Annotated in this window: 3 protein-coding genes and 1 pseudogene; 1 reads left to right on the top strand and 3 read right to left on the bottom strand. The window is 40.9% G+C overall.

The window, feature by feature from the left end:
- Positions 1–218 precede the first annotated feature (218 nt).
- The 3 genes from BHV83_RS10725 to BHV83_RS10715 all read right to left on the bottom strand — a co-directional run bounded on the left by BHV83_RS10725 (position 219) and on the right by BHV83_RS10715 (position 7,386).
- Positions 219–776: a DUF2284 domain-containing protein gene (locus BHV83_RS10725; RefSeq protein ID WP_286757506.1), complete on the bottom strand. Its 558-nt coding sequence runs from the start codon at positions 774–776 to the stop codon at positions 219–221.
- 342 nt (positions 777–1,118) lie between these two features.
- Positions 1,119–2,408 (bottom strand): Ig-like domain-containing protein, encoded by a 1,290-nt coding sequence (locus BHV83_RS10720; RefSeq protein ID WP_502687963.1) that lies wholly within the window; start codon positions 2,406–2,408, stop codon positions 1,119–1,121.
- 25 nt (positions 2,409–2,433) lie between these two features.
- Positions 2,434–7,386 carry a DUF5074 domain-containing protein gene (locus BHV83_RS10715; protein WP_286757504.1) on the bottom strand — a complete coding sequence of 1,651 codons (4,953 nt, stop codon included), beginning with the start codon at positions 7,384–7,386 and terminating at the stop codon, positions 2,434–2,436.
- A 204-nt stretch (positions 7,387–7,590) separates the two neighbouring features.
- Here BHV83_RS10715 and BHV83_RS10710 point away from each other — a divergent pair.
- Positions 7,591–8,340 (top strand): annotated as a pseudogene (locus BHV83_RS10710) (Ig-like domain-containing protein); the annotation flags it as partial.

Raw genomic sequence — 8,340 nt, 5'->3', positions numbered from 1 at the left:
TTCAACCCCGTGAAGTTTTTCAGGAGAAGGTTCTCTAAGATGTGAAGTACCTTAGAAAATAACAGTAAAATCTGTGAAGTAAATTTAGGCATAGTCAGGTTACCGAATAAATAAAGCCTAGCCGTACCACTCCTCCATTTCACGAAGTTAACTTCATCGACAAAGTAAGTTAACTCCATCGACGAAGTAAGTTAACTTAAATGGCAAAGTAAGTTAACTTACCAAATCGGGGTTTCCCTATCAGATAAGAATCCACTAACCAAAAGTAAATATTCCGGCAAATTCCGATTCTCGGACCACTTCATCTCTATACCGAACAACTCCGAGGTAGTACGTCCCAGATCGAACCCACAGGCCTCAAGGGAACGACGAATCCGCGAGGGGTAGCGGCAAGCCTTACCAGATCTACGTGTACACTCTTCCCAAGGGCAAAGGATACAACTACCGGCATAAAACGCCCGCCCATTATATTCCTCCTCCAACGCAAGAAGACGTTTATCCAATCGGCTCCTTTCCCTATGCATCAACTCTTGCCCCGCTTCCACCGCATCCGGCACATCCAATACGACAGGAGTAATCCGCGTACAAACAATCAATAGATTCCGAAAACTGGATAAATAGTCCTCCGAATCATTAAAAGGCGGACAACTCCAACTGTTCCCATACCTACGGCACTCCCGGCAATAGGCCATGAAACGCCGCTCATCCCGATAACGTAAGATATAATCATCCACAGGGATGGTTCTTGTATAATCGTAGCTTTTATATTCGATCATATGAAAAGAAAATTTTCTTGTAAAGAAATAAAAAAATCAGCAACTACATACATTATAATACAGGGAACACAGTACAACTACACGTGAAGCTTTCAATGAAAAAACAATGGCATGGTATTATGGTGGTATACTCCGGGATCGTCGCAAGGAACGCAAATTAATCCAAAAGCTAGCTTGTAGTCCGATAAAAGATATATGATCTTACCATTATAAGATGTATGATCTTACCGTTGTAAGATGTATAATCTTATCGCCGTAAGATCATACATCTTTCACAGAATCTGTAACGCTAAAGTACTCTCGTGAGTAAGAGAGAGCACTCTAGCGAAATCAAGAGATGATTTACTTCACAACAAACTTAACAGAGACTTTCTCTGTACCTTTTACCGCTGTAAAGCCATAAACACCTTTATTCAAGTTTACTGTTTTCACGTCATCAGAAGAGGTGATCGCATAAGTAGATACTACAGAACCTGCGGTGTTCGTGATGTAACCGGTATAACCGGCTAGATCTTTTACATGCAAGGTATTGTCGGAATAAGAGATGTTTGCGGTTGCGGCCGCTGATTTCGTGGCTGTACCGGTTACGGTTACTTTACAGTACGTGTTATATTTACCATTAGCTGTAATTAATTTGATTTCAGTTGTACCCGGAGCTACAGCCGTAACTTTACCCGTTTGATCAACTGTCGCAACAGCAGTATTCTTAGAAGACCATACCGCACCCGTTAAAGAAGCATAAGCAGATTGTACAGACGCAACTAATTGATAGGTTCCACTTCCACTCAAAGAAATAGCTTTCTTATTAAGCCAAATGATAGGAGTTGCCGCTACTAAATTATCACCCGGTTCTGTTCCCGATGTCGTTCCCATAAAACTATTCCAGCTCCAAGCATCCCAAGTACCATTCTGGACTTTTCGGCTTGATGCCCCGTATCCGGAATAAGAGAAATCTTGAGTATAGGAATCACGAACGAAATAACTCCAATAACCGGAATACCAACCAGCGAACCAATGAACATTTGATGCTGTTGAAGCTGTCCAATAGTCATAATCATAATATGGACCACCTGAAATATTTGCATCAAAAGGATGATAAATCACGCCATCATCTTCACCCTCCGAAATTGCGGTAGCAGCCATTTCCTCTGTAGTCTCTTTATCATAAGGATATTTGAATTTAGCACTTGCTCCCTCATAATCAAAGGTCACCTCTACATCACTCCTAAATTCGCTATATCCAATACCATTAATCGTTGATCCCATCCAACCGGTGTATTGCACTAAACCGATCAAACGAGGATCCGCTTTCATTACTGCCTCAAATAGGCTCAATCCAGAAATAGTATCTACATCAGCAGACCACCGATATCCCCAAACCATATTATCTGGTACAGTTTTATTCGTGTCATGCCAAGTCAAAACTATAGCCGCACGGTTTTCACCATCACCTACCCAGAAATCAATACTGTCAAAAGAAAAAGTACAGTTACTCCTTGCGGACATCAAAGCCGCTTTCTGTTTTTCCGCCGGTAAATCCGAACGTAACACACCTTGTACCATACGCTGTGCGCTGATACTTCCCGCCATTAAGATTAATGCGAGAAAAAGATAAAGCTTTTTCATGCTCATCAATGTTTAATTTGTTAATACATTATTATTTAACAACGATCGTCTTGCTCATCCGATCATTATCTTTTACCACTACTATAATATAAGCACCTCTTGAATATTGGATTGGATGAGACTCGTTAATTCCCGATATCTTAAAAAGATCCAATATAGCGCCATTCATATTTACAATATAGCAAGAATAACCTTCCAGATTATTCAAATGCAATCGACCTTCATAGTAATAAATCATCGCTTCACCAACACTGATAGCCTCATTACCCACCGGACCGGATGTGGAGAATGGCTCACTATAGAATGTTCCTAATATCTCTTGCCTACCATCACCTTCCTTGATAGCTGTAACTTTTACGATATATTCTGAACTTCCATCTAATTCAGGAATAGAGACCTTGATCTTTTCTTGTTCCCCAGAACGAAGCTCACTCATCAAGCCAGTAAGGATATTACCCTCTGCATCAACCGTGTAAACACCAAATAATACAGGTATCTCATTTACGTACTTATAAACAGACACCTCGTAGAAAGTAGCCTCCGGAACTTTCGGGAATGTTAATATAGCCGTAGAGTCTTTTACTTCAACCACAGGTTTTTCCAAATCCGGATCTATTACCGTTACTTCACAAGTAGCGGTATAACCTCCTTCATCTGTTGTCACCGTAATTGTAGCTACACCGGCGATACCAGCCTTAACCGTACCGTCGTTAGTTACTGTGGCTACCGTGGCATCCGAAGAACTCCAAGTTACTGATTTATTAATCGCACTGGATGGAGATACCACCGCTGCTAATACAGCCTCCTCACCTTTATTCAAAGACAAAGAAGACGCATTTAGGCTAACACCCGTAACATTTGCCCCCGGTTTTTCCGGTTCCGCAGAAACAATCACTTTACAAGTAGCTGTATAGCCTCCATCAAGCGTAGTCGCCGTGATCGTAGCCGTACCCTCACTACTTGCCAACACATTGCCATCTTTATCTACATCCGCAACAAATCGATTATCACTTGACCAATTCACCGTTTTTGTTTTTGCGTCACTTGGTGTTACAGCAGCCACCAATTGTACCGCATGGCCGACTGTTAACTCTAAGCGATCCTGATTCAAAGAAACTCCCGTTACTTTCACGATCCCTTTACCTACAGAAAGTGTACAAGCCGCAACAAAACCACCTGTATCAGAGCTTACACGAATAACGGTTTCTCCATCTCCTAATGCCAGAATCTCACCCGTCTTCGGATCAACCGAAGCACAAGCCTCATTACTACTAAACCAAGTAACGGATTCATCTATCTCTCCTTTAAAATCGGGATCTTTTAGAAGGGTATAAGCTAGTTTAAACGACTCTCCTATAGCGGCAACTCTCTGAGAAGCCTCTAATACAATACCCAAAACCCCTTTACTTTTGTCCGTTACATGAACGAACATCTCGTCTTCATATCCATAAGTCGTATAGGTTAGTGTCAATTTAGAAGTTCCCACTTTTTTCACATTATATTTAGTACGAGATTCTTGTTCTAATACCTCAGGATTGCTTGATTCGAATTCTATGCTACGAATCGCAGGTACAGCCCCAAACAACACAGATGCATTAGTAGGATTAAAATTAATTTTCAACATATTAAGTAAAGCATCTCGGTCAAATGTCGACACAGAAATATCTATTGACAAATCTTTAGGTTCAACAGAAAAGCCCTTTAACGGAACATCTTCATCCACATGGACTGTACATTTATCAGAAGCTTGACCATCTTCACTTTGCGCAGTTATTTCATATACACCGATAAAATTACTACTACCAATTCCATCTTTTATATTAAAACCAGAAGACGAAACCTTCCATGTTATAGATTTAAAATCCGCATTTTCAGGGAGAACAGAAACTTGATCTAAAAGATTCAAAGATTCATTCACTTTAATGGTAAATTCCTTTTGCTTAAACTTCACCTCTGTAACAGGCTGACTACCTACACATACGACACATTCTCCCTTAAAAGCAGACCCATTACTTCCATCAGAGAGATAAGCCTTTACGATTGTTTTTCCAGAGCCAACAGCAGTAACCAAACCAGATTTATCAACTGTTGCTATAGATTCGTCCGCAGAAGAATAAAGTATGTCCTTTTCTGCCTGCTCTACCTCTGTAAGTGACCCATAATCAACAGTCGGTTTAATCTGATATTTTTCACCCTGCTTTAAGAAACAAGTATTTTCCTCAAGCGCCAAAGATGTAGCCCACTTAGATACAAGAACTTCACACTGAATTGGATCTCCAAAAGCCTGACCTGTTTCAACATCTGTTATAGTTGCGGAAAGAATAGCCTTTCCGTAAGCGTTGGAAGGAGTTGCTCGTAATACTATTTCTGTATTACTTACAGATCTGACAATCCAACTCAATGTACCTTCTTGACTTTCAAATTTTACATTTTCTTTTTTTATTTCAAGAGTATTTGAGATAGCCGGATAAAATGAGATGGGTATTTTTAAACTACTACCAGCTTTTTTAAAACCATTAACCCTATTCGTGAATGCCACCTTCTCTACCTTAAAAGAACAAGAGACTTCACATGAGGCAGAAACTTTTCCATCTTCTGATTGTGCAGTAATAGTAGCAGTACCAGCTCCACAGACAGTAATAACCCCATCTTCCACCGTAAATAAAGATTTATCAGAACTACTCCATTTAATTGTTTTATCCGTAGCATTTTCCGGATAAGATTTTGCTATTAATGTGGTACGTTTATTCACCTCCAATTGAATAGGAGTACCCTCTTGAAGTTCTTCACCTGATTCACCAAACAATTTTATCTCAGTCATAGCCACAAATGGCCTCACGGTTACAAGACATTTTGTGACAGATAATTCCTGCCCTGTTACTGTCGATTTTATTTTGCCACTAAGCTCTGTGGTTCCTTCCGTATATGCAAAAATCATTGGATGAGGAGATCCAGGAATCGTACTCGCTCCTACTTTAGCAACCTTTTCGTTAGAAGATATCCATTCTATTTCTTCCGTAGCACTCTCTACGCCATTACTCAAAGCGATCAAACTTTTAGATTCATTCTCATACATTTCAACCGTAGGGGTCTGTAATATCATTGCAGGACGTTTAACCGTTACAATACAAACATCGGACATTTCCGGACGAGTCTTACTTGTCGCACGAATCTCTGCCGTTCCATAAGCAACACTTGTTACTATTCCATCATTTGATACGTTAATTATTTCAGGGTGAGAAGAACTCCAGCTAGCCTGTTCCCCTGCTAACCCACTAATAGTCAAAGCCAAGGATTTACCTTTACCATCCAGCGTGATCTCCTTTTCTTTAAACTCAAAAGGAGCTGTTGATGAAGTTGTTAATTTCACCAGTACATCTTTATTTACCAGTTTTCCATTTGAATTAAAGCTCAATTTAAGTTGTATTTCCTTGGCTTCTTGAACTTTCCCTACAATCGGAGCAATAGTCAACGTGTTATTTATCACCTCCGCACTAATTAGTTCCGGATTCGGATTCACAATCGTAGTAACAACCGCTGAAATCATATTATCACCATCTTCTATAATCTCATCCATTGATTTACTATACTTCGTATTTTCAGCGGAAAACGTAATTTCGCTAGGTAAACCGTCTGTGATTGTCGGAGCCATGTTATCCGGGAACACCGGTAAAGCAGGGAACCAATAATTCACTTTCTCATAAGGATAGCGATCTACCATTGTTCCGTTCGTATCCCCTCTTCCATCTGTTTTAATTACCGCTAATTCATGTTCCGGGTTTAAGAATTCATGATAAAGGAAACAATACATATTATCATCCACCGGATCAATACGGAATCCCGTACCATAAAGACGCCAATCTCCTTTATCTAGCTTTGTAAAGTCGAATACTTGATAAAAAGAATCCTTATCTATGTCATAACAGAAAATCTTATATCCCGTGAACCAACTACCGGAGCCTTGTCCTTTCCAATAGATCTTATTCTCTTTCGTACTGGCACAGAAACCATCGGCGGTCCATGCATACCAAGAGTTGGGAATCTCCTCAATACCATCCGTTGTTGGTATATCTACCTTTTGCGTTGTTAACGTATATGGATTCACTTTCCACATATAAGGCATTGTCGCTCCGGTACCAGTTAACTCGAATGTCACGCTAGCCCATAAATTACCATCTTTAGAAAGCACGATAGAGCCCAAGCCATGATTACTATCCTCCTCGGGCTTCAATATCGTATTGATAACTTTATCTTCTTTCGGATCGATCACCAACAATCCTTTCGTTTGATGTACCGCAAATACATATTTTCCAACACGGATCATGGTTCCAATCTGTGAATGATACAAATCGCTGGAAGAAATTCCCGTCGTTCCTTCGATTGCGCTGGCCTCGATAGACATCTGGTTTTCATCATATTTTCCGGTCTTTTCATCGTATCCTGTATGAAAAACATAAATACCATTACTCGTTCCGATATAACCTTTCGTCAGATCCACTCCTAAAAAAGAACGTCCATCAGCTCCTGCGCTGTTGATCGTCTGGAATTCCTTCTTCACTTGCATCGTTTTCGCGTCAATTACCGCTAAGCGACTTCCCTCTACAGATGCCGCACCATCTTTTGATTGCTTGGACACGATATACAACAAATCCCCATAAATCGTACCGAACTGGCTCGTACATCCCAATTCATGTCCCGGATTCTCTTTTTGGAACGCGTTATATGTCCAAGTCCCATCCTCCGACAGGAAGTTCACCGAACTGTTTTGGTGCCCGTACCAATCCTCGTTTACGATAAAGGTACCTTTCGTGTAATCCACGCTTCCATTGGATCGAAGCATCGAGGCTCGTGCCTGCGAACCGGGTAATTCCGGTAATTGCAGTTTCTGTTTCTCTATCGGATTCAGATCCCGCGAACCGGTTTGGCCTACTACCGACAGAGCCGATAGCAAACAGGCCATACTTAAGTAAAGTGTTCGTCTCATGTTAATGAATTTAATTATTGAGTAATATGAATTTTAAATGTCTTTTTATCGCCATCCTTTTCGCCTATCAGTAGATAATTCCCGGATGGAAGAGATATTGGATGAAGTTCCTCCCGGACTATGAAAATATTCATGATTATTTGATCTTTCTTTTATATTCCCTCTTGATCGTTTTTTGGAGTTTTACATTTAATATAAAAGCTTATGAGAAAAATTCTATCTCTTTTCTTTGTAATGGCTTTGTGTGTAGTAGGTCTTTCGGCGCAAGGATTGGTTCAAGGGCAACCACATCCCTCGGCTCCGAATGTGCCGGCGAAAACAAAGTCCCAGTTAAGGGCTGACGCCAGCTTTTCTTTTGACGACATCCAGTTCTGGGTAGGAAGCGGCAGTAAGAGAGCCGCTTTAGTGATCGAATGGCATGATGGGAATCGACCGGATGCTATGGTTTGGGGATATCGCTGGGATGGCGAGGCTACCGGACACGATATGATCGTGGCGATAGCGAAGGCCGATCCGAAACTTCTTTTATTAACCCAATATACGGGTTGGATGGGTTATACGATTGATGGTATTGGATATGGGGATAATCTGGACGTTCGATATGACTTGGATGGGGCCACGAATGAACCGAATAATGCTTTCAAATTTGAACCTCCTATTACGAATCCTTTGTTGGGGCAGACTGGTTTTCCAGAAAATCCGGCGGGGGACGTAGCGGCGGCTATTCGACAAGGCGTACAAACCGGGGTTATCTATCACCCGATAAATGCGGAAAGATATGGATATCCATCTTATGACTATGACCATTGGAGTTGTAGCAATGGCATTCATTGGCAAGCCGGTTGGTATTATGGTTATTGGAGTTATTTTGTGAGAAGTAGCCAAACCTCTAATTTTAGCTATTCTGGTTTAGGTGCTACAAGCCGTGTATTGACGGATGGTTGTTGGGATGCG

It is taken from the genome of Parabacteroides sp. merdae-related_45_40 (assembly GCF_001915675.1).
Note: the sequence above shows the minus strand (reverse complement) of the source record. Positions and strands in the feature narration are given on the sequence as shown.

Excerpts from the sequence above, each read along its gene's own strand:
- BHV83_RS10725 (WP_286757506.1), bottom strand. The coding sequence starts at position 776 with ATGATCGAATATAAAAGCTACGATTATACAAGAACCATCCCTGTGGAT.
- BHV83_RS10720 (WP_502687963.1), bottom strand. The coding sequence starts at position 2,408 with ATGAGCATGAAAAAGCTTTATCTTTTTCTCGCATTAATCTTAATGGCG.
- BHV83_RS10715 (WP_286757504.1), bottom strand. The coding sequence starts at position 7,386 with ATGAGACGAACACTTTACTTAAGTATGGCCTGTTTGCTATCGGCTCTG.